Origin of the sequence: Methylobacterium fujisawaense, from assembly GCF_039619325.1 — a bacterium.
In the GTDB taxonomy this organism is placed as follows: Bacteria; Pseudomonadota; Alphaproteobacteria; order Rhizobiales; family Beijerinckiaceae; genus Methylobacterium; species Methylobacterium fujisawaense.
This window is the reverse complement of sequence record NZ_CP155000.1, coordinates 5,867,501-5,892,926: the sequence shown is the minus strand read 5'-3', so window position 1 is coordinate 5,892,926 and position 25,426 is coordinate 5,867,501. Positions and strand designations below refer to the sequence as shown.

Below are 25,426 nucleotides of genomic sequence, written 5' to 3'. Positions count from 1 at the left end.
CATGCCGGAGGCGGCTTCCGCTTCCTTCTCCGCGCGTGCGGATTCGAATCTCACGATCTCCTGGCCGATGCGGACCCGGGATCCGCGGCTCGGCCAAGCCGAACGCTGGCTGCGCTACGCCGTGCCGGGGACGCTGGCGGTGTTCCTGGCCTGCCTCGTCGGGCTCGCGGCCCTTCACATCCAGGGCCAGCGGGCCGAGATCCTGGCCGGTGCCCGGGCCGAGGTCGAAGGCTTCGCCCGTCTGGCCGCCCGGGCGGTGGACCCGACCGGTACCGTCGCGGAGGACCTGCGAGCGCTGATGCCGGAGAGCGAACGGCATCCCGGCCGCCGCCTGCTGGTGGTCCGCCCCGACACCCGCATTCTCGCCGCCCATCCCCCGCTGCCCGCCGACCGGACGACGCTCGCCGCCGTCCTCGGCGACAGCGAGCCGCTCTCCGGCCTCGGCGAGCGCGCCGGCGCCATGGCCCTCGAGCTCCCCGGGGGCGAGAGCGTGCTCGCTGCCATGCACAGCCTCCCGGGCGGCGCGGGCCAAGTGGCGGTGTTGCAACCCATCGAGCCGCTGCTGCGTGGCTGGAGCGCCCGCACCCGCGACCAGATCGTCCTGATCGCCGCCGCCGCCCTCGTGATCGTCGGCGTCGGACTGGCCTACGGGCTGCAGACCCGTCAGGCGGCCCGGGCCGACCGCGCCCGCGAGCAGATCCGCGGTCGCCTCGAGACCGCCCTGCGCCGGGGTGCCTGTGGGCTGTGGGACTGGGACATCGCCCGGGGCCGGATCTACTGGTCCGACTCGATGTACACGCTGCTCGGCTACCGGCGACAAAACGAGTATCTCTCGTTCGGCGACGTCAACGGCTTGGTCCATCCCGATGATGGCGACCTGTACAGCCTCGCCCGGGGGCTCGCGGCCAACCAGACGCATATCGACCACGCCTTCCGGATGCGCGGCGCCGACGGGGCCTATGTCTGGCTGCGTGCCCGGGCCGAGGTCGTGGCCGACGCCGCCGATGGTGGCCGCCACCTCGTCGGCATCGCCACCGACATCAGCGAACAGCGGGCCCTCGAAGAGACCAACGCGGCGGCCGACATGCGCCTGCGCGACGCCGTCGAGGCGATCTCGGAGGCCTTCGTGCTCTGGGATACCGGCAATCGCCTGGTCCTGTGCAATTCCAAGTTCCGCCACCTCCACGCCCTGAGCCCGGAGGATGCGCAGGCCGGGCGAAGCTACACGGACGTGATGGGTCGCGGCGTGCTGCCTCAGGTCCGTCGGGAATCACCCGAGGCGGGCATGGCGTTGACCAGCATGGCGGCCCGGACCTTCGAGGCCGAACTCACCGATGGCCGCTGGCTGCAGATCAGCGAACGGCGCACCAAGGATGGGGGCTACGTCTCGGTTGGGACCGATATCACCAGCCTGAAGCGCAATCAGGAGCAGCTCCTCGCGTCCGAGCGCGAACTGATCGAGACCGTGAAGGACCTCAAGCGGTCCCGCCGCACCCTCGAGCTTCAGACCCAGCAGCTCGCCGACCTCGCCGAGCGCTATCTCGACCAGAAGGCGGTCGCCGAGGCCGCGAACCAGGCCAAGGCCGAATTCCTGGCCAATATGAGCCACGAACTGCGCACGCCGCTCAATGCCATCATCGGCTTTGCCGACGTGATGGAGAATGCCGTGCTCGGCCCGCTCGGCACCCCGCGCTACACCGAATATTGCCGCGACATCCGCGAGAGCGGCTCGCATCTGCTGTCCATGATCGACGACATCCTCGACATGGCCCGCCTCGAGGCCCGGCGGGTGCGGCTGATCCCGAAGGCGATCTCGGCGGAGGCCGCCATCACGGCTGCGCTCGCCCCGGTCGAGCCGGCCGCCCGCGAGAAGGCGATCACCGTCAGCGTCGACGTGACGTCCGGGCTGGACCTGCTGGCCGATCCGCAGGCGATCCGGCAGATCCTCGCCAACCTCCTGCAGAACGCCGTGAAGTTCACGCCCGCCGGCGGGCGCGTCGCGGTGCGCGCGCGCCGTGCCGGGGCGTGCACGCATCTGTACATCGAGGACAACGGCATCGGCATTCCGCGCTCCGATCTCGACCGGCTCGGCCGGCCCTTCACCCAGGTTGAGACGCAGATGACCCGCAGCCACAAGGGATCGGGTTTGGGCCTCGCCATCACCCGCTCGATGGTCGAGCTGCATGGCGGTTCGCTCCGGATCCGTTCCGAGGAAACGGTGGGCACGATCGTCCTCGTGCGCCTGCCGGCCGTGCCGGCCGACCGTTTGGATCCGCCGGTCCCCCTCGCGGCGGCAGGCCCCGGGTTGAAGACCCTGAGTGAGACGCCGCGGTCGGGTCGCGGCGCGGCCGGCCGATCCGCCGCGGCCTGACCGCACCCTCTCACGACCGCGAATCGAGACCGCCGAGGCGCGCGCGGCGCCCCTGTTCCACGTGCCAGCGCGCGTCCGCCACGGCCCGCGCCAGGCTCCGGATGCGCCATTGGCGATAGAGGGACAGGACAGGGTTGCGACCCAGCCCGGCTTGATGTCGGCTTAGGCGTCGCAGCAGGTCCGGCAGCTGCGCCGAAGCCGCGTCGCCGGTGGCGATGTCGATCGCCCGCAGTTCCGCCCGGAGCCCCGCTTTCCAGTCGTCCATGATGCCCCCTCCGCGCTGATCGCCCGACGCGACCGGGCCGCGGTTCCAAGCGGCCCGGCTGCCGGTCCTCCCGCGGCATGGCCACCCGGCGCTAAACCCAAGGGCCGGTCCGGTGGTGGCCCGGCAGGTGGTCCGTGCGGCGGACCGGACGTGGAGAATACGACCGATGCGGTCGCGGGCAACGCGCAGCTTCGCCCTGGCGCCCTGGCTCGGACACGCCGCCGGGCCGGCCTGCGCGCGGAGCACGGGCTTCGTCACCGGCCTTCCCGGGGCGGATGACCGGAGATCGCGCTCGCAAATCTCCGAAGGGCGCCCGTGGGTGCGACCTGCGCCGCGCCGATCTAGCGCCGCCGCAGCGCCCGCTTGGCGGCGGCGCGCGCGTCGCGCTCGAATCGGGCGAGCCGGAGTCGCCGCTCCAGGGAGATCACCTGCCGACCGGGCGGAACGGCGATGATCTCGGCGATCGGGGTCCGGTCGCGGTAGAGGCTTTCCAGAGCCGAACCGTCCAACGTCGCCGAGTCGAGGCGTTCGGCGAAGCCGGTCTCGTGGCAGGCCCGCACGATCTCGGCTTCCAGCAGGAGGCCCGGGGCGTGGCTGCGCAGGCCTTCGTCGTAGGCGGTCTTCAGCAGGGTCGCGGTGCCGCCGGTGACGAGGGCCAGGCTGACGGCAATCGGCCGCCCGTCGAGGGTCAGCGCATCGGCCCGGACGCCGACTGGGCCCGGTGTCGCCGTGAACAGGGCGCCGGCGAGCGCGGCGCTCTCCGGGCGGCAGGCCATGGCGGTGCCGGCCTTTCCCTTCCAGCCGACGCGCTCCAGGTCGAGAAATGCCGCAACGAGGCGGGCGAGGTCCGGTCCGCCCGCGGCGCTCACATGGGCGACGGCGCCGGTCTCCGCCAGACGGCGCGCCCGGCGGCGCAGATCCTTGAAGCGCGCCCGGTTGGGATGATCGGCGAGGAACGCCGCTTGGTCGGCGCGCCGGTCCATGACCGGCCGGTCGAAGGCCGCCACCGTGCCGATCGCCCAGCCGCGCCGGCGCATTTCCGCCAGCATGTCCGGCACGGCGCCTTCTCCGGTCGGCAGCAGAGGCCAGCGCCACGCCCGGCCGCCGGAAGCCGCCTCGAGGCCGGCCACCAGCGCCCGCGCGTGGGCCGTCCGGTCCGGGCCGTCGGCGATCAGCGGCGCGGTGGCGGTCACGTAGGGGGAGAGGAACGGCCGCAGGATCCGGCTGCCGAGGCCGCACAGGTCGCGGGTCGGCGCATACGGCAGCAGCGCCACGAGCCGGTCTCCCTGGCGGACCGTGACATAGCGCAGAGCGGCCGACAGGAGTCCTGCGGCCCGATGGGCATCGATCACGTGCCGCGCGAAATGCGGATGCGGGGCGGTGCTCGCTGCGACCAGCGCATCCCAGGCGACGGGATCCGGTGCGTCGGTCAGCGCGAACGCGACGTCGGAGGGCGCGCGGAGGGGGGGCGCCGCGGTCATCGGGCCATCCCGGCGGCCCACACCGGGGTCGGCAGCCCGTGGATCTGCCCGGCGGCCCGGGCCAGAAGGGCGGCACGGCCCATGGTTGCGAGCGCCACCGCCATGGCGGCGCCGAGCGTCCCGAAGGCCGGGACCAGGGCGAGGCACAGACCTGCGGCGACGACGAGGCTCCCCACGGTGATGCCGGCACAGAGCCGCTCGCCGCCCAGCATGGTGAGGAGATCCTCCCCCGGCCCGAACAGGCTCGCTCCGACGCTGCCGGCGATCAGGATGCACAGGATCGGCACGCTGGCGCCGAGTCCCGGGCCGAACATGGCGAGCAGCAGGGGGCTGACGGCCAGGATCGCGCCGCCGACCACGAGCGTCGCGGCTGCCGTCATGCGGCCCTGGCGGCGGACCAGCTCGGCCAGCAGGAAGCGGTTGGCCTGTGCCTGGGCGGCGCTGTAGCGCTGGAGCGTCGCCGCGCTGACGGCGTAGTGGACGAACACGACGAATTGCTGGATCCGCGTCGCCGCGAAGTAGACCCCGACCTCCGCCGGGCTCACCAGGGCACCGAGCACGATGACGTCGACGAAGGTGAAGCCGGCATTGGCGAGGTCGATGGCGGCGATCGGCAGGCTCGTCCCCAGCCAAGCCCGCCACCGGTAGCGGTGCGGCCCGGCCGGCAGACTCCGCCGAAGCCGCGCGGCGAGCAGGGCAGCCTGCAGGCCCGTGGCGCCGGCGGCGGCGATCAGCATGCAGGCCATCGCCACCTCGGCGCGGGGCGGCGCGCCGAGCAGGATCGCCGCGATCATGCAGCCCATCATCAGGGTCTGGCGCAGGAGGTAGGGCGGCGCGATGGCGAGCCCGACCCAGTTCTGGCTGCGGGCCACGCCCTCGAGGTAATCCTGGAGCGCGAAGAGCGGCATCACGCCGAGCGCGACCGCGATCGGGGCCCAGTAGGCCGGGGCGAACAGGTCCGGTTCGAGCATCAGCAGGGCCGCACCGAGCCCCGCGATGGCGAGGGCCGCACCGCCGGTCACCAGGGCGCCGGCCCGGATATAGCCCCGCGCGAGGTCGAGATCGCCCTGCGCCTGATCGCCCGGCACGAAGCGGCAGGCGCCCTGCGACAGGCCAAGGGTCAGGGTATGGCCGAGCATCGCGGTCCAGACCCAGACCGAGGCGAAGATCCCGTAGGCGTCCCAGCCCATCATCCGGGCCGCGAGCACCTGCGCGCCGTAGGCGAAGCCGGCTGCCCCCACGCGGATCGCGAAGACCGTGAGGGCCGCCCGCTGGGGACCGGTCTTCAGAGCCCGGAGGTGCCGGAACGCGCGGAGAGGGAGAGCCGTGGCTGACACTACGCGCTCCGCGCCCGTCCTGAACTCGGCGGGAGGCCGATCTCTGGCCGTCCGGTCTAGCCCGGGGCGCGTTGCGGCTCGGTTAAGGGCGGCTGGGCCGGGGCCGCCTTGGGTTCCTTCGGCGTCTCGGTCCGCATCAGGGAGGTTGCGATCGTCAGGGCGACATGCTCGGCCATGCACCGCAACCCGAGATCGTTGAGCCGGAACTGGCGGCCGAGCATGTGCCCCTCGCCCTTGTCGGTGCGGCTCGACAGGTAATGCAGCGCCTCGTAGCGTCGCACGAGCGGCACGCCCTGCTGGGTCGCGACGGTGCGGACCGCCTCGACGATCCGGTTGTAGTCGACGTCGGCCGCCATGCTGGCGGTATAGATCGGGTCGACCAGCACCACGTCGATTTCGTGAGAGCGGATCCAGCCGACGGCCTCGGCCAGCGCGCTCGCGAAGGCGTCGACGTCGACGCGGGCGATGGCATCGTGTGTGCCGACCTGCCAGACCACGAGGTCGGGCTCGGCCTCGGCCACCATGGTCCGCAGGCGCTCGGCGGCCCCGGAGGCGATCTCGCCCGGAAGGCCGCGATGGTCGATCGTCACGTCGACCTTCGGCAGAGCGTGCTCCAGGGCGGCTTCGAGCTTGGCCGGATAGGAGGCGGACGCCCCGGGCGCCGCGCTGCCGCCGATCGCCAGGATCTTGAGCGGGCGGTTCTCCGCCAGCGCCGCCTTGACGGCGCCGAGCTGGGCCACGGTGTACAATTGTGCGCCGGGAACCCGGCACTCCAGGGAGAGGGTTGGATCGCCCGGGGCTGGAATGGTGGGCTGCTCCGCCGCGGCCGATCCGCCCGGAAAGCCCCACAGGCTGGCCGTCAGGATCCAGGTGGCCAGCGCCGGGGCGAGCCCGCCGGCGGCACCGGTCCGGACGGCCCGGGATGGGCGCGCAGGATACCCCGCCCGGATCATGCCCGCGGTCGCGACGATCTGCTGCGGCTGCGCCATTCGACGAACCATGCCGTAAACCCCAGCCCGACGAGGCCCGAGCCGGCGACCAGCATATCGATCGGCACGCCGCCGCCAGTCTGGAAACGCACGAGCTGCCCGATCAGGCTCAGGATCGAACCCATCGAGAAGACAGCCAGCGAGTTCCGGCCCATCTGAGTTAGATAACCGACAATGCGACCGATTCGGGGGGCGAGTACCCTGTAAAGGGGCGCAAACGCTAACAATACCCCCAAGAAATGAAGCAGCCGGGCCGGTGTGAGGTAGGTCTTCTCGAACGTGAAGAGCAGGCGCGGCTCCGGAACGAGCATCGGATCCGGGCGGATCTCCGTCACCGCGAGCAGGATCCCGAGGAGAACGATGACGACGCCCATCGGAAACAGGCGTCGCGCCCAGCGGCGCAGGATATCGGAGCGCAGGTTCCAGCCCTGAAGCACGAAGCCGAGTACGAGCAGAAGCTGCCAGCAGAACGGATCGAAGAACCAGTCCCCTTCCCCCGGCCAGGACGGAAGGTTCCAGCCGAAGATGAGGCTGGCGAGATACACGCCCACGGAGAGCGCCAGGGCCGCGAGCAGGCTGACGCGCCCGACGAGCACGAAGACGGGCGCGATGCCGATCAGCAGCACGTAGAGCGGCAGGATGTTGAAGTAGCCGAGCTGGTAGGTCAGCAGCGCCATGCCGCAGACCGATTGGATCGGGTCCGCAAAGAAGCCGCCGGCATTGTGCCATTCGAGGATGAGCGGGTTGTCGAGCAGCAGCGCCGCGCCCGCGATGATCGCCAGCGCCAGCAGCATGACGGTGAGCTGCGCCCGGTAGACCTCGACGGTGCGGGCCAGCAGCCGCACCACGCTCCGTCCGGGCGGCTCGGGGTTGCCGTCGCGACCCCGTGTGGCGATGCCGATCGACCAGCCCGCGAGGAACACGAACAGCTCGGCCGCGTCCGAGATGCCGTATTGCGAAAAGGTGTAGCGCTCGAAGGTGTTGCCGGGGATGTGGTTGATGAAGATCGTGATCAGGGCGAAGCCGCGCCAGAAGTCGATCGCGTTGGGGTCCCGCATCGTCGCGGCGGCTCCGGGTTTCGACGCTTCAGAATGTCGGCTGCGGGAACGCGGCTCCTGATACGGCGCCGCATCGGTTCTGCAAAGGCGAACAAAGGTAGGGATCGGCCCGTGGGGTCGAACCGGATGGTCACACCCGCGTTATGGCCCGGCACGGAGTTCCAGACAGATGACCCGACCGCTCACCACCCTCGGCCTCGCGATCTTCCTGCCAATCCTGGCGGCCAGCGCTGCGGCGGCGCAAGCTCAGACCGGCACCGGCGGCGGTCCCGCCTCAACGGCGACCGCGCCGAACACCTCCTCCCTCGGCCGTGTGATGCCGCCGAGCCGGGGGGCCGGCGCGGCGACTCCCGACGACCGGCGCACGCTCACGCCGAACGAGGCGCAGAACGATCGGATCATGCGGGGCATCTGCATCGGATGCGCTCCGAAATAGGAGGCGCGTCCGACCGAGGGCACTCCGGCTACTTGCCGCGACGCAGCCGCAGGTCGTCCTCGCTCTCGCGGGCGAGGCGCAGCAGGTTCTGCCCGTAGGCGGTCTTGGCGAACATCTCGCCCCGGGCCACGAGCTGGTCGCGGGAGATGAAGTGCTGGAGGTAGGCGATCTCTTCCAGGCAGGCGACCTGCAGGCCCTGGCGGTGCTGCAGGGTGCGCACGAACTCGCTCGCCTCCAGCAGGCTGTCGTGGGTCCCGGTGTCGAGCCACGCATAGCCGCGTGACATGCGCTCCACGTGCAGTTGCCCGCGTTGCAGGTAGGCCTCGTTGACGCTGGTGATCTCCAGCTCGCCGCGGGCCGAGGGCTTCACGTCGGCGGCGATGTCGAGCACCTGATTGTCGTAGAAGTACAGGCCGGTCACCGCCCAGGTGGATTCCGGGTTCTGCGGCTTCTCGACGATCTTGGTCGGGCGGCCCGCCTTGTCGAGGTTGACCACGCCGTAAGCCTGCGGGTTGTCGACGTGGTAGGCGAAGACGGTCGCGCCCTGCTTGCGCGCGGCGGCGCGATCCAGGAGTTCGCCCATGCCGGCGCCGAAGAACAGGTTGTCGCCGAGGATCAGCGCCACGTCGTCGTCGCCTACGAAGTCGCGCCCGATGACGAAGGCCTGGGCGAGGCCTTCCGGCCGCGGCTGCAGCGCGTAGGAGAATTTCAGCCCGAACTGCTCGCCGGTGCCGAACAGGCGCTTGTAATTGTCGAGGTGCTCCGGCGACGAGATGATCAGGATCTCGCGGATGCCGGCCAGCATCAGCACCGAGACCGGGTAGTAGATCATCGGCTTGTCGTAGACCGGCAGGAGCTGCTTGTTGATCGACAGCGTGGCCGGGTGCAGGCGCGTGCCGGATCCGCCGGCCAGAACAATGCCCTTCATGGCTTGGAAACTCCCTCTGAAACCGGCCCGACGAGCCGGTCCAGTATATCGTCGAGTGCCGCCTGCCAGGCCCGCGGCGCGATGCCGTAAGCGGCCGTGAGGCTGTCGGTGGACAGGCGCGAATTGGCCGGCCGCCGGGCCGGTGTCGGATAGGCGGAAGTCGGGATGCCCTTGACCGGCACCGAGCGGCCGCCGCGGCGGGCCGAGCCCGCCACGATCGCTTCGGCGAAGCCGCACCATGTGGTGTCGCCGGCGTTCACGCAGTGGAACGTGCCGGTGGGAGCGTCCGCATCCCCGGCCATGCGCTGCGCGATCGTCGCGAGGGCGGCGGCGAGGTCGGTGGCCGAGGTCGGGCAGCCGTGCTGGTCGTCGACGACGGTCAGGGCATCGCGCTCGGCCGCGAGCCGCAGCATCGTCTTGACGAAGTTGCCCCTGTGCGGGCTCACCACCCAGGCGGTGCGGACGACGGCGTGGCGCGGATTGCCGGTGCGCACCGCCAGCTCGCCGGCGGCCTTGCTGGCGCCGTAGACGCTCTGCGGATCGATCGGTGCGTCGGGCGCGTAGGCCCCGTCGCGCTTCGTGCCGGCGAAGACGTAGTCGGTCGAGACGTGGACCAGCGGGATGGATTGCGCCGCCGTGGCGGCCGCCAGGATCGCCGGCGCGAGCGCGTTGAGGCGCCACGCCGCGACCACATCGGACTCGGCCTTGTCGACGGCCGTGTAGGCGGCGGTGTTGATCACCGCCCGGTAGTCGCGCGCGGCGAGCGCCGCCGCGACGGCGTCCGCGTCGGTGATGTCGAGATCCGTACGGCCCGGTGCGTGTACGCGGACGCCGTCCGGCCAGGACAGGGCCTGCAGCTCGGTGCCGACCTGGCCCGCGCCCCCGAGGACGAGGATGTCCATCAGCCGTTCAGTCCCAGGCGCTCGCCCTTGTACCGGCCCTCGCGGATCGGGCGCCACCAGCCCTCGTTGGCGAGGTACCAAGCGACGGTCTCCTCCAGCGCCTGCTCGAAGGTCTTCTGCGGGCGCCAGCCGAGTTCGGCCTCGGCCTTGGTGCAGTCGATGGCGTAGCGCCGGTCATGGCCCGGGCGGTCGGCCACGAAGCTGATCAGCTGCTCGTGCGGGGCGTTCTGCGGACGCAGCCGGTCGAAGGCCGCGCACAGCGCCTTCACCACCGCGAGGTTGTTGCGCACCGCCCGGCCGCCGAGCAGGTAGGTCTCGCCGATCCGGCCGCGCTCCAGCACGGCGACGAGGCCCTTGGCGTGATCCTCCACGTGGATCCAGTCGCGCTCGTTCAGGCCGTCGCCGTAGACCGGCAGCTTCTTCCCCTCCAGGGCGTTCAGGATCATCAGCGGGATCAGCTTCTCGGGGAAGTGCCGCGGCCCGTAATTGTTCGAGCAGTTGGTCACCAGCACCGGCAGGCCGTAGGTCTCGTGCCAGGCGCGGGCGAGGTGGTCGGAGGCCGCCTTCGAGGCCGAGTAGGGCGAGCGCGGATCGTAGCGGCTCTCCTCGGTGAAGAACGCGTCCGGCGGCAGCGAGCCGTAGACCTCGTCGGTGGAGACGTGGAGGAACCGGAAGCTCTTTTTGTCCGCCTCCGGCAGGGCTTCGTAATAGCCCCGCGCCCCATCCAGCATGGTCTGCGTGCCGATGACGTTGGTGCGCACGAAGGCGCCCGGATCGGTGATCGAGCGGTCGACGTGGCTCTCGGCGGCCAGATGCATCACCGCCTGCGGCTTGAAGTCGGCAAAGGCCTTCTGCACGGCGGCGCGGTCGCAGATGTCGGCCTCGACCAGGCGATGGCGCGGGTTGTCGGCGAGCGGCGTCAGCGAGACCGGGTTGGCCGCATAGGTCATCGCGTCGAGGGTGCAGACGTCGTGGCCGAGATCGTTGACGAGGTGCAGCACCAGCGCCGAGCCGATGAAGCCGCAGCCTCCGGTCACCAGGATGCGCATGGCGTGTCACCTCTTCGGATAGGTCAGAAACGGAATAGCCGGGCAGCGTAAGACTGGCCGGCGTGACGAAATTGCGGCCGGGCCGCGCGGTTCAGAAGACTTGGCCGAGATCGGCGAGGCGCGGGGCGCGGCGATCCTTGTCGGACAAGATGGCCGCCTCGCCCGAGACCGGCCACGGGATCCCGACTTCGGGATCGTTCCAGGCGAGCGCCCGGTCGTGCTCGGGGCTGTAGTATTCGTCGACCTTGTAGGCGACCATGACGTCGGGGGTCAGGGTGCAGAAGCCGTGGGCGAAGCCGTGCGGGATGTAGAGCTGTTCGCCCGTCTCGGCGTCGAGAGTCACGGCGACGTATTTTCCGTAGGTCGGCGACCCGCTGCGGATGTCGACCGCGACGTCGAGGATCGAGCCCTGGAGCACGCGGATCAGCTTGGCCTGGGCCCGGGGCGCGATCTGGAAGTGCAGACCGCGGATCGTGCCCTGCGGCGCCGAGAAGGACTGGTTGTCCTGTACGAACGGCGTCGTGATGCCGACCCGCGCCAGGGCGTCGGCCCGGAACGTCTCGGAGAACCAGCCCCGCGTATCGCCGAAGCGCTTCACCGCGATGCGCTTCACGTCCGGGATCTCGGTCTCGATGACGTCCATGCCAGCGCCCTTCTTGCGGATCCCGTCGCGAGGTCCAGCGGACGTCTCCGCATCGGTCGTTCCGGGCCGCGCGCCCGCCTTGCCGACCACAACCTCGGTGATGCCCCGCGACTTCCGGTCATTCGCCGTCCGTGTCAAGGCGTGCCCGCTGCGGTGGCGTGCGTGCGAGGAGCCGATGACGGCCGGACCGGGATCCGCGGTGGAGACCCTGCTGCGGGCCCAAATGGCCGATCCGGCCTGCACGTGGAGCCTCGGCAGCTACGGAGCCGGCGCCGTCTTCGCGCGGGACCCTGACGAGGCGGCCCGGCCCCTCGAGGATGGGGGGATCGGCATCGTCACGGCCCGGGGCGCCCTCGCCCTCGTGATGCCGCCGGATCTCAGGCCGTTCGCCTACGAGACCGGTTTCAACGGCGGCTGGAGCCAAGCGGTCGCGCTCTGCCTCCCCGAAGCGGCCTGTGCCATGGGCGGGCGCACCGTACTGACCGAGCTGGGGCCCGATGCGGCGGCAATCCGGCCGCAGGACCGCGCCGCGTCCCTGTTCGACCTCGGCCTCGGCCTGCGCGCCGTGGATGCCTGCCTGCGGGTGGCCGATCCCGAAGGCATCGGTAGGCTTCGGGCGCTGGCGGGCCGGCCGCTCCTGGCGTCCGGCGATGCGGGAATCCTGCGGTCGCTCGCGGCGCACCCGGATCGGGTCTTCATCACGCGCTGCGGGCGCATCGAGGTCTTCGCCCCGGGGCCCGATCCGGCCGAAGCGGGGTCCGGACCGCAGAGCCACGTCCTGCCGCAGCTGCTGCGGCTCGGACGGACCCATGCGGCCACCGCGCCGATCCCGCAGGGCTGGGTGCCCTGCGGCGCGCTCCAACCGGCGCATCCGGCCCGGGACCGGCCCGGTCGGCCGATCCCGTTCGATGCCGGACGCCACGCGGCGTTCGCGCTGGTGCTCGACGCCTGGGGCGATCCCGCGCTGGTCGCCCTGCGCCGCACGATCCTGGCCGGGCAGGATCCCGACCCGTCGCACGTCGACGGACGGTTCGCCCGCCTGGCGGTCCGAGCGGCGCGCGCCCAGCGGAGGGCCATGGCCGGCTGAGCGGGACGTCACAGGTCCGGCGGCGCCGGCACGAAGAGCGGCGCCAGCTCGGGCTGGCCGCCGGCCGGCATCCACGCTCCCCCGAGCGGATGGATCGGCGTGTCCGCCCGCAGGGCGCCCGAACGCGCCATGCCGACGAGCGCGGAGAGCGGGAACGGCCCCGTCACCGCGTCGCGATAGAGATAGAACCGCATCGCCGTCTCCTCCGGCGGGGCCGGCGGCGTCCGATCCAGAAGGCGCAGCAGGGCGTCGGTCGCGAAGGCCGCCGGATCGACGGTCGGGAGGTGGCGCTCGGCCTCGCCCCGGGCGACCCCGAAGAAGGCCGCGACCTTGTCGAGGCCGGCCTGAGCGGCGGCTTCCTCGAAGTCCAGACTCCCGCGTGTGGCGAGCACGGCTCGACCCAGCGCCGAGTAGTTCAGCGAGAACAGGGCCGTCATGGCGGTGCGGTCCGGGCCCGGCGGCGCCTATTTGCGCATCTTGTGCAGGATGCGCGGCGACGTGCGCCCGGGAACCTGGCCGTCCTGGTCGAAGGTCCCGATCGCGATCGTGCCCTCCGGCACGCGGATGGCTGCCGCCAGTGCCTCGACGAAGGGCCGGAATTGCGAGCCCTCGGCGCTCAGGAACGGCTCCATCCATCCGGAATCCTGAACGAGCACGAGCTGATGGGCGGCGACCTGGACCGGGGGCGACCAGAGGACGAGCAGCGCGAGCGCCGCGCGGGTCAGAAGCGACCTCAGGCCGTCTGAAGCCGCAGCGCGTGGCCGCTGCGCCCGGACCGGGTCCAGAGGTACAGCGCGTTGTCGTGCAGGAGCGCGTCGGCGTCGCCGCGTGACGCCACCTCCAGGGTGATCGGAAGGCGGTGAAGGCCAACCCCGTGGGCGTGGTGCAGGACGTGGCCGATCACCGGTTCGCGGAGAGCGGCGCCCTGGAGGAATGCGGCGCGCGGAGCGTCGATGTCCAGGGCGAGGAGCACGGTATCGCGGGGCAAGGCCAGCAGCGGAACGAGGAGAGCGCCCGCATGCGCTCCGAGCGTGAGCGTCTCGGCCGGCGGCTGCCAGGGCAGGTCGAAGCGGTCCGCGCCCCAGTAGGCGACGGGTCCGGCGGCGAGGCGCGGCCCGTCGAGGGGGTGGAGCGTCCGGTCCGGCGTCACTGCGGCGAGGTGGTAGCGACCCTCCGGGATGCCGAGCTGGTGGTGCTGGTCGGCCCGGTCGTGCCACGGCGCTTGCGCGGTGATCGGCGCGAAGCCGTCCGGCCAAGCAACGAAAGCCGCGCCTGCGCCGCCAGCCCGGAGCGGAGAGAAAGCGCAGGCGCGGCAGGCCCGCTTCGCCGGAGGCGAGGCGGGGACCGAGTTGCGGAAGTCCTGCCGAGACCAGCGCGTCGGCGGCGGTGTAGGCGATCCCCGCGGGAGACGCCGTCGGCGTGGTTCGCGGTGCAGCGGCGGGCAGACGGCCGCGAGGCAGGAACGTCCGGCCGTCCCAGGTGTCCAAGGCGCCCAGGTTTACCTGAAACAGGTAGAGCGCGGCCGGGCGCCCGGCCCGGAGCAGCACCGGCACGCCGCTCGGGAGAGGAAGCTCGGTCAAGCTGCCGCGGTCGATGTCGAGCGTGGCCGGCTCCTCGGCGGTTGCGGGGTTGCGCAGGATCTTGCCGGTTGCCGGTGCGTGGGTGAAATGCGCTGGATAGGGGCGGGCTTGGGTGTCCCGCCGGATGCCGAGCTGGGCGATCCGCGCGTCATCCGCGGCGATGCGGATTCCGTTTATCTCGGCCGCCACCGGTATCCCGCCCCGGAAATGCCAGAGCTGACGGCCGGACAGGTTCGTCACATGCGGATCGGGATCGACCGGCCAGATCCCGTGGCATTCGGAAGCGTGCGCATTCCGCGCTGGCGCGGAGATGATCCGCGGCTGTGAGAAAGATCCATCGGCGCTCAACGGCCCTGTTCCGCAGCTGAAACACAGGGCTGATCGTTTCCGATTCTCCGCGCGACGAGAAGAGCACTGTCGAGCGGCGTAACCCGTCTTGCGCTGATCTTGTCAGGGAATGCCGATGATCTTGTGGGTTTGCAGCGACAGCCGCCAGCGGGCATCGCGGCGGCAATAGGCGATCGCCGCCTCCGTGCTGGCGGCGCGGTCCGGCCCGTCCATGGGCTGGAGGAAGCGGTGCTGGAATGCGAGCCCGACGAAAGCCGCCGGATCGGCGTCCGCCTGCGGATAGACGAGCTTCAGTTCATGGCCGGAGGTCTGCGCCAGGGCGTTGCTTCCCTTGGGGCTGACGCAGATCCAGTCGATACCGGGCGGCGCGGGCAAAGTCCCATTGGTTTCGATCGCGATCTCGAACCCGGCCGCATGGACGGCCTCGATCAGGGGCGTGTCGAGCTGGATCAGCGGCTCGCCGCCGGTGAAGACGACGTAGCGATTCTCGGCGCCTCCCGCCCAGGTGGCGGCGATCGCGTCGGCGAGCGCCGCCGCATCCGTGAAGCGGCCGCCGCCCTCCCCGTCCATCCCGATGAAATCCGTGTCGCAGAATCGGCAGGCCGCTGACGCGCGGTCGGCTTCGCGACCGGACCACAGGTTGCAGCCGGCGAAGCGGCAGAACACGGCGGCGCGGCCGGCCTGGGCGCCCTCACCCTGAAGTGTGTGGAAAATCTCCTTGACCGCGTAAGCCACAACTGTCCCAGTCACGTCCGCGCGCGGTCCGCTCCGCGCTCTGACTGCACATAAGCCGTGCCTGGCCGGTGGGCCACCGACAACCGCGCCGAGCAGACTCGCGGTGCGATCTCGCCTTGCTCTTGCCATGGTGGACTCGTTCATGCCGAGATGCAGTCCGGCGACCGCTTTCGGCCGGCCGGGTTGCGCCGCTCTCCGGCTGGCCGGCCGGAAAACCGACGCCGCGCGGCGTCGACCAGGCGATCCTCTGATGAGTCGGGCTCGAATGTCCTCTTCTCTCTACCGACGCGTCACCGTCGGGTTTGCGGCGCTGACGGGTCTGCTCGGGGCGGGCCTGATCGGGATCGGCGCCGCGAATGCCGTGACGGTGCCGATCCTCGTGGCGGACGTGGATTCCGGCAAGGTGATCTACGCGCAGGCGCCGACCGATCCCTGGTATCCGGCCTCGATCACCAAGCTGATGACCACCTACGTCGCCCTGGATCTCGTGCGGCAGGGCAAGGTCTCGCTCGACTCGATGATCACCATCTCGGCCGCCGCCGCCGCCGAGCCGCCCTCGAAGATGGGCTTCAAGCCGGGGACACAGCTCACCCTCGACAACGCCCTGAAGATCATCATGGTCAAGTCGGCGAACGACGTCGCCTACGCGATCGGCGAGTCGCTCGGCGGCACCGTCGACAACTTCGCCGCACTGATGAACGAGACCGCGCAGCGGATCGGCATGCATGACAGCCGCTGGTACAATCCCAACGGCTTGCCCGACCCGCGGCAATGGACCTCCGCCCGCGACATGGCGGTTCTCGCCCGGTCTCTGATCCGCGATTTCCCGGATTCCCACGACCTGTTCTCGATCTCGGCGATCCAGTTCGGCCGCGCCGTGATGGCGAACCACAACGGGCTGCTCGGACGCTATCCCGGCACGGATGGCATGAAGACCGGCTTCATCTGCTCGGGCGGCTTCAACGTGGTGGCGACCGCCACGCGCAACGGTCGGCGGATCGTCACCATCGTGATGGGGCAGCCGAGCCCGCGCGAGCGCGACGTGAAGGCCGCCGACCTGTTCGACTACGCCTTCGGCCAGAGCGCCGGCTGGACGAGCCCGACCCTCGACGCGCTCCCGGCCTCGGCCTTGTCCGCGCCGCCGGATATGCGCCCCTTCATCTGCGGCGGCAAGAAGCCACCGGCCATCGAGGACGGGGCCGGCGCGCTGAGCGCCCCCGGTTCCGCCGCGCAGCTGATCGGCGGCTCGGCGGCGAATTCGCCGGCGCTGGCGCTGGCCGCCTTCTCCAATCCTGCCCTGCGGGCCCGCTCCCTGCCGCCGCGGGCGCCGCTTCAGCCGATCGCCGTCTGGATCGGCCGCAACCCGGCCGAAGGCCAGAACATCCTCGACGCGCAGGAGGCCGAGCAGAAGGCCGCCGCCGCCAACACCCGCGCCGCCAAGCTCGAGGCCGCAAAGGCCAAGCGCGCGGCGGCCCTTGAGGCGGCCAAGCAGGCCCAGGCGGCCCGACTCGAACGCGCCCAGGCCGCGAAGGCCGCCGCCAAGACGGCCCCGAAGGTCGCCGCGAAGCCGGGTCACGGCGTGCCGCGGAACGCGAGCGCCTACACGGCCGACGAGACGCCCGGGATGCCCGAGGCCAAGCCCGGCAAGGGCCTGACCAAGTCCGCGCCGAAGACCGCCGCCCACAAGTCCGGATCGACCAAGGGCGAGACCAAGCCCGATGCCAAGTCCGATGCCAAGGCGGCGGCCAAGGCGCCGGCCAGGAAGCCGGCCGCCAAGAAGGCCGCGGCGGACGAGTAGGCCATCGCGGATGTCCGGCGTGGTGCCGCGTTGCCGCGGAGCCCGACGCACCCCACTTCGCCGCCTATGTCAGACACCATCGTGCCCGCTCCGGACCCGCGTCGCCCGGAGCCCATCCCGCTGACCGTGCTCACCGGCTTCCTCGGCGCCGGAAAGACCACCCTGCTGAACCGGCTGCTGCGCGATCCCGCGCTCGCCGACACGGTGGTGATCGTCAACGAGTTCGGCGAGATCGGCCTGGATCACCTGCTCATCGAGACCGTTGACGAGGACATGATCCTTCTCGGCGCCGGCTGCCTGTGCTGCACGGTGCGGGGCGACCTGATCGCCACCCTCGAGGATCTGCTGCGCAAGCGCGACAACGGCCGGATACGGCCGTTCCGGCGCGTGGTGATCGAGACGACGGGCCTCGCCGATCCGGCACCGATCCTCCACGCCTTGATCTACCATCCCTATCTGGTGCTCCGATACCGCCTCCAGGCCGTGGTGACCCTGGTGGATGCGCTGACCGGCGCCGAGACCCTCGACGCCCATCCGGAGGCCCTGCGGCAGGCCGCGGTCGCCGATCGGATCGTGCTGACCAAGACCGATCTCGCGGGCGACCTGTCGGGCATCCGCGCACGCTTGGCGGCGCTCAACCCGGCCGCCCCGATCGTCGCGCCGGACGCCCCCGCGGAGGCGCTCCTCGGGGGTCTGTTCGGTCTCGACGGCAAGGCGGCCGACGTGCGTGCCTGGCTCGGCGACGCGGCGCTGGCGCAGGATCGCCACCACGCCGACGTGAACCGCCACGACGCCGCGATCCAGGCGATCTGCCTGACCAGCCCGGCGCCCGTGCCGCGCCCCGCCTTCGAGATGTTCATGGACCTCCTGCGCTCCGGCCACGGTCCGAAGCTGCTGCGGCTCAAGGGCATCGTCGCCCTCGCCGACGATCCCGAGCGCCCGCTCGTCGTCCACGGCGTCCAGCACGTGTTCCACGCGCCGATCACGCTGCCGGCTTGGCCTGATCCAGACCACACCTCGCGGCTCGTGCTGATCCTGCGCGATCTCGATCCCGCCTTCGTGCGCCAGCTCTGGGACGCCTTCCTGGGCCGTCCCCGGATCGACGCGCCGGACGCCGCGGCGCTCACCAACAACCCCCTGGCGATCCCCGGCCCCTGACGCCGGCGGGCGGCACCATCCTTGAAGCCATCGAGCCGAATGGCGCCCCTGAGGCGCCGGATCGTCCCGGATCGGGACGGATCGTCGACAGGCAGGACACGCGATGGTGCGACGCTTCACCGTGATACAGGGCGGCCTGTCCGAGCGGGCGGACGACACGGCAATTCCGGATGCCGGAGCCGGTCCGCAGGCCGAGACGTGGCGGGTCGATCTCCAGCGGCCCGGTGCCGTGGATGCGGCGGCGGTCGCCGCCTGGCGGGCCATGCTGGTGCGCAATGCCGTCAGCGATCCGCTCCGCGACCCGGATCATCTCCTGCCGTTGGCCCAGCATCGTCCGGCGGCGCGTTCCGTCGCCGTCGCCCTGGCCTGGAGCCGGGATGCGCGCGACGGCCGCGAGACGCTGCGCGGGGTCGTCCCGCTGGCGATGCCCCATTCGGTCTGGGGCGGCCGGGCCCGGCCCTGGCAGCTCGCGGAGCCTGACGCCGCCGCCCTGGTGGAGCACGCAGCCGCCGAGGCCGTGGACCGGGCCTTGCGGGAACGGCTCGGGGCGCTGCGCCGCCCGCTCCGCCTGGTCGGTGAGTCCGCGCCCGTACAGGATCCGGGACCGCGGCGTCCCATCCTGGCGGCGAGCCGTCCGGCGCGACCGCGTTCGGTTCCGGCCGGGAACCTGATCGGCATCCGCCCGGCAGGCTGGGAGCCCGCGGAGTCCGAGATGCTGGCCGTGACCGAACCAGCCGCCGTCCGCGATGCGGTCGAGACCTTCCTCGCCCTCGACGCCCGGACGGCTGCGCGGCCGATCATCGCCGACCCGGCCGAGGCATCGCTGGTCCGGGTGGTCACCCGGCTGTTCGCCCGTCGCGGCGCGCTGCAGATCGAGTTCCGGCGCCGGGCCGGCGCAGTCGTGTCCGGAACGCTCCACCTCTGCGCCGGCTCCAACGCGGTACCCTGGCGGCGGGCCCGGGCCTGAGCGGTCAATCCGCCGCGCGCAGGGAGCCTGTCGCGGGAGGCGTCCGAACCCTAGCTGGCGCCCATGACCCGCGACCTGACCCATGGCATTCGATCCGCTCCGCGCCGGAAGGCCGCCGCGGGACCGGCGTCTGAAGGCGGTCAGGCGGGAGACGCCGCCACGGTGGCCGCGGTGCTCGCGCGTCTCGCGGACAGGGATCCGGATCCGAAAGCCGGATTCGACCGCACCGACCCGTTCCGCCTGCTCGTGACCGTGCTGCTCTCGGCCCAGTCCACCGGACCGACCGTTTCGCGGATCGCAGAGGCATTGTTCGCCGAGGTCCGCGATCCCGCCGGCATGGTGGCACTCGGGGAAGCCCGGATCGTCGAGATCATCCGGCCGGTCGGGCTCGGGCCATCCAAGGCGCGCAACATCGTCAAGCTGTCGGCGGCCTTGGTGGCGGATTACGGCGGCGGCGTCCCGCGCAGCGCCGCGGAGATGCGCCGCCTCCCGGGGATCGGCCGCAAGAGCGCGGAGGTGACGGCGAACTTCGCCTTCCACGAACCGGTGATTGCGGTCGACACCCATGTCTTCCGTGTCTCGAACCGGATCCCTCTGGCCCCGGGCCCGACGGTCGACGCGGTGGCCGACGGCCTCGCCCGGAGCGTGCCGGAGGGCTTCAAGGACAATGCCCATGTCTGGATGTTCCGACACGGGCGCGACATCTGCACCGCCCGGAAGCCTGCCTGCCCCCGATGCCCCGTCTCCGACCTGTGCGCCTGGCCGGGCCGATCGACGGCCTAGCCGCTACTCGTCTTCGCCGAAGCGGTTGGCGAGCAGGGCCTCGATGGCGTCGAGACAGTCTTCCGCATCCGGGCCCACGGCCGTGACGGCGATGCGTGTGCCCATGGCGGCCCCCAGCGTCAGCAGGCCCATGATGGAGCGTCCGCCCACGGTCTCCCCCGCCCGGGTCACCGTCACGGCGGCGTCGTAGCGTTCAACGGTCTGGACGAACTTCGCGGATGCGCGGGCATGGAGGCCCCGCCTGTTGATGATCGGGAGCTTGCGGAGAAGGCCGCCCTCCGGAACCGGCGGATCGTCATCCGTCTCGAAAAGCTCGTCCATCGTCCGTCGTGTTTCCCGCCCGATCGGCGGCCCTGGCGGCCGCCTGTGCCGAACCTAAACCATTGACCGGGCGTGTCGATCCCGTAGCCTTGCTGAGGACGCGCAAGCCGGTCCTGTGGATCGGGCCGGCTACCACTCGTACTCGGCGCCGACGCCGAGGCTGGTGCGGCCGTCGCTCCCGGCCTCGCCCTTCAGCTTGATCCGGCGGGTGACGTCGAAATCGACGCCGACGGCCGTGTCGGCGGGCTTCGCCCCGGCCTTCACGCCGACGCTGACCCGATCCGAGATGTAGCGCGAGGCGCCGATCGCCGGCCCGCCGCTCGCGCCGGTGGAAACGTCGAGGCTGTCGAGGCCGAGGCTCTTGCGGGCCTGCTCGAACATGTCGGGACCCGCGGCGCCCCCCGAGAGCTGGGCGACTGCCTGGGCGAGCTGCAGGGCCTGGAACGGCGACAGGCCGGCCGACGCCTTCTTGAACAGGATCCGCGACAGGATCTCATCCTGCGGCAGGGCTGGATCCGAGGTCAGGGAGAATTGCGGTGCGTCCGCGAAGCCGGAGACCGCGATGCGGGCGGTCACGTCGGTGGCCTTGGTCTCGGCGACGAAATCGAGTTCCGGCGTGGTCAGGCTGCCCGCGAAGGTCAGCCGGCCGCGGCTGAAATCCAGGCGCTGGCCGACAAGCTCGAACTGACCGCGCCGCAGCGAGAAGGCGCCGTTCGCGTTGGGCGACGCGGAGGTTCCGGTGACACGCAGCGCGCCGCCGAGTTCCGCGTCGATGCCCCGCCCGCGCACGAAGATGCGGCTCGGCGCATCGATCGTGACGTCGAGGGTGGCGTCGAACGGCACGGCCGGCTTTCCGGACCGCCGCCCGGGACGTGCCGCGGCCTTCCTCTCCGCCCGCTGCGCCAGGCGCGCGCGCAGCTCCGGCGGCGTGTTGACGTGGCGGACCCCCGGCAGCGGCCGGATGGTGGCTGGGAGCCGATCCGGGACCGCGACATCGATCGACACGACATCCACGCGACCGGCGATCCGCGGTGTCCGCGCCAGCGGACCCGCCAGCGTGACGTCGACGCTCGACACGGCCGTCATCAAGGGGCTCGACACGAGTTCGGCCTTGTCGGCAACGACATGGAAACTGCCCGGGAAGTCGGGCGCGAGGGACACGCGGCCGGTGACCGAGACCCGGCCGCCGTTGCGGGCGCTCGCGGTCAGGCGCTCGACCACGACGCTGTCGCCGCGACCGGTGACGCGTCCCTCGATCCCGGTGAAGCGGAGGCCGTTCAGCGGATCGGTGAAGCTGCCGCCGGTCAGCACCGCCGCGCCCTGCGCCCGCGGCGCCGCCAGCGTACCGGTGACGCCGCCGTCGATGGCAACCTTGCCGGTGACGCTCTGGCCGCCGACGCTGAGCAGGGAATTGGCGAGGGATGCGTCCAGGGTCCCGCGTGCGCGCAGGTCCAACGGGCCCCCTGCCTCCACGGGCAGCGATCCCGAGACCGTCAGGGCGACGCCGCGCCCTGCCGTCACTCGACCGTCCAGGCTCGCCTGCCCATCCGACAGGGTGCCCTTGGCGGTGGCGTCGATCGCCGGAAGTCCGGCCTGCCGCGTCTGCGGGGCGACGAGCTTCGCGACGCTGATCGCGTAGCGTCCCTCGGGGCGCGTGACAGGCCCGTGGAGATCGGCTTCACCGTCCAGGGTCCCCGAAAGGGCGAGGCTCGGCGCGGCGATCCGGGCGAGCGACAGGGGCAGCGACCGGATCGCCACCCGCAGGTCGAGAGCCTGCCCGACACGGCCCGCGGCCGTGATGCGACCCGCGCCCGCCGCGATGGACAGGCCGTCGATCACGGCGCCGCCGTCCCGAAGCGTGATCGCCGCCGGCCCGGTGAGGGCGAAGCGATCGCCGCCCCGGGCGGCCGACAGACGCTGGATCTCGATCCGCGTGTCCTCGGCCGGAACGACCCGCGCGGCGCCGTCGAGATTGAAGCCGCGCGACCGGGCGGTCAGGGTCACGTCGCTGAAGGCGGGGCTACCGTTGGCGAGGAGCCGGATCGTGTCGACCTGCTGGCCGGCGGCCACAAGCCGGTCGGCTTCGAGCCGCCCTTCGAGAACGGGATGCGCGCGCAGGTCGCGGCCCGAGAGATCCGCATCGAGACGCGCGAGGCTGGCCTCCCCGTATCGGAGCGCGGCTCCGGTGGCGCGGATGGCCGCATCCTGGCGGCCGCCGTCACGGGCGAGGGTCAGCGCGGCGTCGAGTCGGCCCGTGACCGGCTCCGGGACCAGGGGCGCGATGTCCGTCAGATCGCCGGCCCGCACGGTGAGCGCACCGGCCGACAGCCACGTGTCGGCCGCGACCATGGCGTGGCCCGCGACGGCGACAGAGCCGAGATCGAGACCGAGCCGGTCGAGGACCCAATCGCCGCCGACGCGCGCGAGGTGGGCACCGCCCGTGAGCGCCTTGCCGGCGACGTCGCCGCTGAGTCGGACCGTTCCGTCCGGGGCGAGGAGCGCGTCCCGCAGGACCGCCTCGGCGCGCAGGTCCCGGATCGGCTTTCCCGCCGCGGTGGCGGACGGCGCCGTCAGAGCCGCGGTCACATCCGGATGTTCCAGGGATCCGGTCAGGCGCGCATCGATGCTGGCCTTGCCGGTGAGGCGTCCGTCGAGATCCGCGAGGCTCCTGAGATCGAGCCGCCCGGTGACATCCGCCCGGGACGCCGTCGCCTCGCCCTGCAGGGTCGCGGCGACGCCGGCGCCCTCCAGGCGCAGATGGTCGAAGCCGTAGCCGTCAAAGGTCTGGGAGACGCGCCCCTGAAGGGTCGGTGCGCGGCCGAGGGTGCGGTCGGCGGCCTGGATCCCGGTGACGAGGCCGCTCGTGGTCACGGCGAGGTCGGCCGCGATGGCCTTGCGCGCCGGATCGCCGCTCAGCCGCGCCTTGGCGTCGAGGCTGCCCGCAAGGCCCTGGCCCGCGAGACCCGAGAACACCGAGAGGTCCGGCAGGGCCGCGTCTACGGTGCCCGTCAGGGTGTTCTGGCCGACGCGACCGACATAGGCCGCCCGCGCCGTGTCAGAGTCGAGCCGGAGCGCCGCGATATCGATCACGCCGTCGGCGCCGGCCGAGGCGCGGAGCGTCACGTTGGCCCGGCTGCCGATCGCCCGGCGCAGGGCCGGATCGGCGAGCTTCAATCCCTCGACCCGGCCGTCCGCCGTGATGGCGAAACGCTGCGCCGATGGGTCGCCCTGCGGGTCGATCCCGAGGCTGGCCTCGATCCGGTCCAGGCTGGAATCGCGGCTGCGCAGGGCAGCCGCGTCGAGGCGGCCCCGGACCGTCGGTGCCGCGAGCGGTCCCTTCAGGCTGCCGTCGAAGACGAGCTTGCCGATCTCGGCCTCGCCGGCCCGGGTGACCTCGCCCTCCGTGGGCAGGGCGCGGGCCTGGAGCGTCAGGTCGGCGACCCGGTCGCGGGTCAGGCTGCCGCCGGCGGCCAGACGCGCCGTGCGGGAGGTCAGTTCCAGCCGGTCGATCCGGAAGGCGCCGCTATCCGCGAAGGCGATGCCGCCGTCGAGCTTGGTGGTGCCGGCGAAGATCGCGGCCGCCGGGCCCGGCATCAGACCCTCGATCCGGGCCGCGAGATCCAGGGCGAGGCGCCGCTCGGCCCCGATACGGGAGATTTTCGCACCGCCCTTGGCACCGATGTCGGGTCCGGCCGTGAAGTCGAGCTTGGCCCCCCAGGCGTCCAACGTCCCGGTTCCATCGAGTTCGAAGTCGATTGGCGGCGTGCCGGGCAGGTTGGCCGCCTTCGAGAGCAGGCCGCCTGCCGGCTCCACGAGGTTCGCCTTCAGCTCGAGCCGCTCGCCGTTCGGCACGAACAGCAGCGACAGCAGGAAGCGGCCCGGCGCGTCGAGGCGCAGGGCCCTGGCCTGGAGGTCGAGCCCTTCGCTGGCGGCGCCGAGCTTCGCCCGGCCCTCCGCGGATAGCCGCGCCGGCTGCCCGGCCACCGCCTCGCCCAGCGTCAGCTCGGCCAGCTTGAAGCCCTTGATCTCGACCTTGACGGGCAGGTCCGGGAGCAGCCGGCCATCGGGCTTCGCTTCGGGCGGCGGTGGACCGGGGATCGGTCGCCGCAGCATATCGAGATGCCCGATCTCGAGGCTGTCGACCTCCAGGCGTCCCGACAGGAGGGCGAGCCGGCGCCAGACGATGCGGGCCCGGTCGAGTTTCAGCCAGACGCCGTCGCGGTCGCTGATCGCCACGTCCCGGATGGTGGCGTCGGAGGACAGGGCGCCGTCGATGGCGCCGATCGCCACCCGGGACGAGGGCGTCGAGAGCGCCCGCGACAAGAGTCCGCCGAGCACGGACTTGTCCCCCTCTTCGGCGGAAGTCAGCGTGACGGCCCAGGGCAGCGCCAGAATCAGGCAGACCAGGACGAGGCCAAGCCACCGGCCGCCGCCGCGTCTCGGCGTGGCGCGGCGTCGCGTGAGTCCGGTCCGAAGAGCCATTCAGAACGCCTGTCCCAGGCTGAGATACAGGACGGCCGGCCGCACGTGCCCGCCCTTGTAGGGATCGAGCGGGAAGGCGAGATCCGCGCGGATCGGGCCGATACCGGTGTAGTAGCGCAGGCCGATGCCCACGGATTTGCGGATCTTCTCATCGAAATCCGGCGTCGCCGAGGCGAAGGCGGTGCCCGCGTCGAAGAACGGCACCACGCCGATCGTGTCCGTGACCTTGATGCGCGCCTCGAGGGAAGCCTCGAGCAGGCTGCGGCCGCCGATCGGGAGGTTGTAGGGGCCGATTGGTCCGAGGGTCCGATACGGATAGCCGCGCACGGAGCCGCCTCCGCCGGCGAAGAACCGGAAATTGTCCGGGATTTCTCCCAGCGGCGCCCCGGAGACCGAGCCGAACCCGATGCGGCCGGCCAGGATCATGCGGGCTTCGTCGTCCAGGGCGTAGTAGGTCGAACCCTGCGCCTTGGCCACGACGATCCCGGGTGACGAGATCGCGCCGGGATAGACCGCCAGCGACGCGATCGCCCGAACGCCCCGCGTCGGGTCGAGGAGGCTGTCGGTGGAATCGTAGGTCACCGAGGCGGGGACGCCGATCAGCCGGTAATTGACGGTGCCGAGGGCATCCTTCGACCGGCCCGCCTGGGCGTCGAGCCCGATCTGCGCCGAGAACGTGTCCGAGAAGCGGTGGCGGATCGCCCCAGA

General features: G+C 71.8%; 24 protein-coding genes (1 of these 24 only partly in view). 8 read left to right on the top strand and 16 right to left on the bottom strand.

The features are described from left to right. The first annotated feature begins 1 nt into the window (after position 1). Positions 2 to 2,371 carry a PAS domain-containing sensor histidine kinase gene (locus tag ABC766_RS27965; RefSeq protein WP_043384266.1) on the top strand — a complete coding sequence of 790 codons (2,370 nt, stop codon included), beginning with the start codon at positions 2 to 4 and terminating at the stop codon, positions 2,369 to 2,371. Between the two features lie 10 nt (positions 2,372 to 2,381). Here ABC766_RS27965 and ABC766_RS27960 read toward each other — a convergent pair whose 3' ends face one another. The 5 genes from ABC766_RS27960 to ABC766_RS27940 all read right to left on the bottom strand — a co-directional run bounded on the left by ABC766_RS27960 (position 2,382) and on the right by ABC766_RS27940 (position 7,501). Next, a complete protein-coding gene (locus tag ABC766_RS27960) occupies positions 2,382 to 2,636 on the bottom strand; it encodes a hypothetical protein (RefSeq protein WP_043350706.1) in 255 nt (84 codons plus the stop codon). A 341-nt stretch (positions 2,637 to 2,977) separates the two neighbouring features. Next, on the bottom strand, positions 2,978 to 4,117 hold the full coding sequence (locus tag ABC766_RS27955) for a GNAT family N-acetyltransferase (RefSeq protein WP_345820001.1): 1,140 nt from the start codon (positions 4,115 to 4,117) through the stop codon (positions 2,978 to 2,980). After that, on the bottom strand, positions 4,114 to 5,454 hold the full coding sequence (locus tag ABC766_RS27950; protein WP_287090009.1) for a lipopolysaccharide biosynthesis protein: 1,341 nt from the start codon (positions 5,452 to 5,454) through the stop codon (positions 4,114 to 4,116). Before ABC766_RS27950 ends, ABC766_RS27955 begins: the two co-directional genes overlap by 4 nt. A gap of 56 nt (positions 5,455 to 5,510) precedes the next feature. Beyond that, positions 5,511 to 6,443, bottom strand: a complete 933-nt coding sequence (locus tag ABC766_RS27945; protein WP_345820000.1) for an SGNH/GDSL hydrolase family protein — start codon at positions 6,441 to 6,443, stop codon at positions 5,511 to 5,513. After that, positions 6,404 to 7,501 carry an OpgC family protein gene (locus ABC766_RS27940; protein WP_043757619.1) on the bottom strand — a complete coding sequence of 366 codons (1,098 nt, stop codon included), beginning with the start codon at positions 7,499 to 7,501 and terminating at the stop codon, positions 6,404 to 6,406. The genes ABC766_RS27945 and ABC766_RS27940 overlap by 40 nt, the downstream gene beginning before the upstream one ends. Before the next feature lie 169 nt (positions 7,502 to 7,670). Here ABC766_RS27940 and ABC766_RS27935 point away from each other — a divergent pair, with 169 nt between their 5' ends. Further along, complete coding sequence (locus tag ABC766_RS27935) at positions 7,671 to 7,937, top strand: hypothetical protein (protein WP_051044598.1); 267 nt, start codon at positions 7,671 to 7,673, stop codon at positions 7,935 to 7,937. Between the two features lie 28 nt (positions 7,938 to 7,965). Here the strand turns inward: ABC766_RS27935 and rfbA are convergent, their stop codons facing one another. The 4 genes from rfbA to rfbC form a co-directional block, all read right to left on the bottom strand. Continuing rightward, the gene (gene rfbA, locus ABC766_RS27930) at positions 7,966 to 8,865 is read right to left on the bottom strand and encodes a glucose-1-phosphate thymidylyltransferase RfbA (RefSeq protein WP_043384277.1); all 900 of its coding nucleotides are present in this window, start codon (positions 8,863 to 8,865) and stop codon (positions 7,966 to 7,968) included. Beyond that, on the bottom strand, positions 8,862 to 9,767 hold the full coding sequence (gene rfbD, locus ABC766_RS27925; RefSeq protein ID WP_342142610.1) for a dTDP-4-dehydrorhamnose reductase: 906 nt from the start codon (positions 9,765 to 9,767) through the stop codon (positions 8,862 to 8,864). Before rfbD ends, rfbA begins: the two co-directional genes overlap by 4 nt. Further along, positions 9,767 to 10,816 (bottom strand): dTDP-glucose 4,6-dehydratase, encoded by a 1,050-nt coding sequence (rfbB, locus tag ABC766_RS27920; protein WP_179696692.1) that lies wholly within the window; start codon positions 10,814 to 10,816, stop codon positions 9,767 to 9,769. Before rfbB ends, rfbD begins: the two co-directional genes overlap by 1 nt. Positions 10,817 to 10,907: 91 nt before the next feature. Beyond that, a complete protein-coding gene (gene rfbC, locus ABC766_RS27915) occupies positions 10,908 to 11,459 on the bottom strand; it encodes a dTDP-4-dehydrorhamnose 3,5-epimerase (RefSeq protein WP_345819999.1) in 552 nt (183 codons plus the stop codon). Between the two features lie 175 nt (positions 11,460 to 11,634). On the opposite strand from rfbC, the gene ABC766_RS27910 reads away from it, so the two are divergent. Further along, positions 11,635 to 12,546 (top strand): DUF6925 family protein, encoded by a 912-nt coding sequence (locus ABC766_RS27910; protein WP_182593117.1) that lies wholly within the window; start codon positions 11,635 to 11,637, stop codon positions 12,544 to 12,546. 8 nt (positions 12,547 to 12,554) lie between these two features. On the opposite strand, the gene ABC766_RS27905 is transcribed toward ABC766_RS27910, so the two are convergent. The 3 genes from ABC766_RS27905 to ABC766_RS27895 form a co-directional block, all read right to left on the bottom strand. Next, positions 12,555 to 12,983: a DUF4339 domain-containing protein gene (locus tag ABC766_RS27905; RefSeq protein ID WP_345819998.1), complete on the bottom strand. Its 429-nt coding sequence runs from the start codon at positions 12,981 to 12,983 to the stop codon at positions 12,555 to 12,557. Between the two features lie 27 nt (positions 12,984 to 13,010). Further along, positions 13,011 to 13,178: a hypothetical protein gene (locus tag ABC766_RS27900; protein ID WP_158498453.1), complete on the bottom strand. Its 168-nt coding sequence runs from the start codon at positions 13,176 to 13,178 to the stop codon at positions 13,011 to 13,013. Between the two features lie 101 nt (positions 13,179 to 13,279). Then, on the bottom strand, positions 13,280 to 13,696 hold the full coding sequence (locus tag ABC766_RS27895; protein ID WP_345819997.1) for a hypothetical protein: 417 nt from the start codon (positions 13,694 to 13,696) through the stop codon (positions 13,280 to 13,282). Between the two features lie 538 nt (positions 13,697 to 14,234). Between ABC766_RS27895 and ABC766_RS27890 the strand changes: the two genes are divergently transcribed. After that, positions 14,235 to 14,453: a hypothetical protein gene (locus tag ABC766_RS27890; RefSeq protein WP_342142616.1), complete on the top strand. Its 219-nt coding sequence runs from the start codon at positions 14,235 to 14,237 to the stop codon at positions 14,451 to 14,453. Positions 14,454 to 14,576: 123 nt separating this feature from the next. Here the strand turns inward: ABC766_RS27890 and queE are convergent, their stop codons facing one another. Further along, positions 14,577 to 15,209 (bottom strand): 7-carboxy-7-deazaguanine synthase, encoded by a 633-nt coding sequence (gene queE, locus ABC766_RS27885; protein ID WP_345822849.1) that lies wholly within the window; start codon positions 15,207 to 15,209, stop codon positions 14,577 to 14,579. A gap of 265 nt (positions 15,210 to 15,474) precedes the next feature. Here queE and ABC766_RS27880 point away from each other — a divergent pair, with 265 nt between their 5' ends. The 4 genes from ABC766_RS27880 to ABC766_RS27865 all read left to right on the top strand — a co-directional run bounded on the left by ABC766_RS27880 (position 15,475) and on the right by ABC766_RS27865 (position 19,915). Continuing rightward, positions 15,475 to 17,007, top strand: coding sequence for a D-alanyl-D-alanine carboxypeptidase family protein (locus ABC766_RS27880; protein WP_287090296.1), 1,533 nt, complete (start codon positions 15,475 to 15,477; stop codon positions 17,005 to 17,007). Positions 17,008 to 17,073: 66 nt separating this feature from the next. Next, positions 17,074 to 18,165 (top strand): CobW family GTP-binding protein, encoded by a 1,092-nt coding sequence (locus tag ABC766_RS27875; RefSeq protein WP_043384296.1) that lies wholly within the window; start codon positions 17,074 to 17,076, stop codon positions 18,163 to 18,165. 103 nt (positions 18,166 to 18,268) lie between these two features. Further along, positions 18,269 to 19,132 carry a hypothetical protein gene (locus ABC766_RS27870; protein ID WP_345819996.1) on the top strand — a complete coding sequence of 288 codons (864 nt, stop codon included), beginning with the start codon at positions 18,269 to 18,271 and terminating at the stop codon, positions 19,130 to 19,132. 162 nt (positions 19,133 to 19,294) lie between these two features. Further along, positions 19,295 to 19,915, top strand: coding sequence for an endonuclease III (locus ABC766_RS27865; RefSeq protein ID WP_345819995.1), 621 nt, complete (start codon positions 19,295 to 19,297; stop codon positions 19,913 to 19,915). Positions 19,916 to 19,918: 3 nt separating this feature from the next. Here ABC766_RS27865 and ABC766_RS27860 read toward each other — a convergent pair whose 3' ends face one another. The 3 genes from ABC766_RS27860 to ABC766_RS27850 all read right to left on the bottom strand — a co-directional run. Continuing rightward, the gene (locus ABC766_RS27860) at positions 19,919 to 20,236 is read right to left on the bottom strand and encodes an HPr family phosphocarrier protein (protein ID WP_043349643.1); all 318 of its coding nucleotides are present in this window, start codon (positions 20,234 to 20,236) and stop codon (positions 19,919 to 19,921) included. A gap of 129 nt (positions 20,237 to 20,365) precedes the next feature. After that, the gene (locus ABC766_RS27855; RefSeq protein WP_345819994.1) at positions 20,366 to 24,718 is read right to left on the bottom strand and encodes a translocation/assembly module TamB domain-containing protein; all 4,353 of its coding nucleotides are present in this window, start codon (positions 24,716 to 24,718) and stop codon (positions 20,366 to 20,368) included. Further along, a protein-coding gene (locus ABC766_RS27850; RefSeq protein WP_342145601.1) for an autotransporter assembly complex protein TamA crosses the window boundary here: on the bottom strand, positions 24,719 to 25,426 show its 3' end. It continues 1,206 nt past the right edge of the window; only the last 708 of its 1,914 coding nucleotides appear in the window; its start codon lies beyond the right edge, outside the window; the stop codon is at positions 24,719 to 24,721.